Here is a 1,699-nt window from a genome sequence, read left to right on the forward strand (position 1 = left end):
CACGGTGCGGGGTGGCCAGCGGTTTCTGCCAGTGCTGGGCACCCCACCGGCTGGTATACGCCGGGTCGACCGCGACGATCGCCACGTCCCGCTCGGCGGCCATCGACACCAACCGTGCGGTGAGTTTCGCGGTCGGGAAGCGGGAGATCAACCGTCGGAACCGCTTGTTCCGGCCGTACTTCTCCCGGGTCTTGTCCGCCGCGAAGTCGAGGTCCTCGACGGCGATCGCGGCCACGCCGCAGCGGCGGACGTAATGCAACAGGCGGGTCAGCGCATGCCGGATCTGTGCGTCCCGGTGCGCGGCACTGCCCGACAAGTCGTAGAAGAAGCGCTGCGGCTCGCTGACGGGGTTGCCGTGGATGTCGAGGCGCCAGGCCGCCAGGTGGTCGTCGTTCATGTCGACCCCGACCGCGCCCCGGGCCAGGGCGGCGTGAAGGGGCAGGACGGGGACGGTGGCACGCTGCCAGCTTGCGGTCACATACCAGCGCCCCCGGATCGGGTCGTGGTGGATGCGGTAGGCCACCGCACGGTTGGCTGCGATCCGGCCCCGCCACTCGTTGCCCCGATGCCTGAACGCCACTACCGCCTCGAGCACGTACCGGCCGCGCGGCGCGTTGGCCAGGTGGGCGAGTTCTGCGGGGAGTTTGATGGAGATCTGTCCGGTGCCGGCGATGCGGATCGTCTCGTTGCCGAAGCGTTTGCCTGACTCCCCGTCCGCGGCCAGGAACATCCGGGCGGCCTCCCACCGCGCCCGCCACGCCTTCTCGTCGAGCCCGGCCTCCGCCGGGTGCTGGCGGGTGCGGGCCAGATGCTTGCCGCCGCGCACCACGCGCACCCGGCCCGCATTCCAGTCCGTTTCTGTTCGCCTCGGAGGCCCCAGGACCTGCACCGCGGAAGCGGGCCCCAGCACATGGTCAGAAGACCAGCCCCAGCCCGCCCGGCCTGCGCGGCACTCACCCTTACTCACCAAGACTCACTACTGCTCAGCACACCGGCAGCAGCTCCCGACCCCTCCCAGCAGTCCACAAGCACTCAGCGCGACCGGCCAGTAGGGGGGAGGAGATCCTCCCCTTTTTACGCATTCCATGCCGTGGCACCGTGAAGGACATGGCGCCGTCCACCCCCGACGGCCCGCCACCAACCACCGCAGGCGGCCACCTCCACTTTGGCGCTTCAGCCGCTTCCGCCTGCGCCGCACCCTCAGGGCACAGGGCCGTGACCTGCCATTTTCCGCTCAAGGAGAGACCACACGCATGCCTTCCACGTCCGGGACCACACCCGGCAAGCTGCCCTTCGTCGTCTGGGTGCTCGCCGCTGGCACGTTCCTGATGGGCACCACCGAGTTCGTCATCGCCGGGCTGCTGCCCGAACTGTCCACCGACCTCGGAGTCAGCGTCTCCCGGGCCGGGCTGTTGATCACCGCCTTCGCCGTCGGCATGATCATCGGTGCGCCGACCATGGCCATGGCCACCCTGCGCCTGCCCCAGCGCCAGACGCTGATCCTGGCCCTGTCCGTCTTCAGCCTCGGTCATGTGGTGGCGGCCCTCAGCACCTCCTTCACCGTCGTCCTCGCCGCCCGGGTCGTCACCGCGCTGGCCACCGGAGCGTTCTGGTCCGTCGGTTTCGTCGTCGCCACCGCCGCCTCGGGCCCGGCGAGGGCCACCCGCGCGACCGGCGTCATGATCGGTGGGCTGACCCT

At 70.3% G+C, this 1,699-nt stretch carries 1 protein-coding gene and 1 pseudogene; one reads left to right on the forward strand and one right to left on the reverse strand.

What is annotated here, in order from left to right; translation table 11 throughout:
* Positions 1 to 859, reverse strand: a pseudogene (locus tag H1D24_RS41510) (nuclease/transposase family protein); the annotation flags it as partial.
* A 394-nt stretch (positions 860 to 1,253) separates the two neighbouring features.
* Here H1D24_RS41510 and H1D24_RS41515 point away from each other — a divergent pair.
* Positions 1,254 to 1,699: MFS transporter (locus H1D24_RS41515; RefSeq protein WP_181662954.1), on the forward strand; the 446-nt coding region annotated here is incomplete at its 3' end.

Source organism: Streptomyces himalayensis subsp. himalayensis (assembly GCF_013778455.1).
GTDB lineage: Bacteria > Actinomycetota > Actinomycetes > Streptomycetales > Streptomycetaceae > Streptomyces > Streptomyces himalayensis.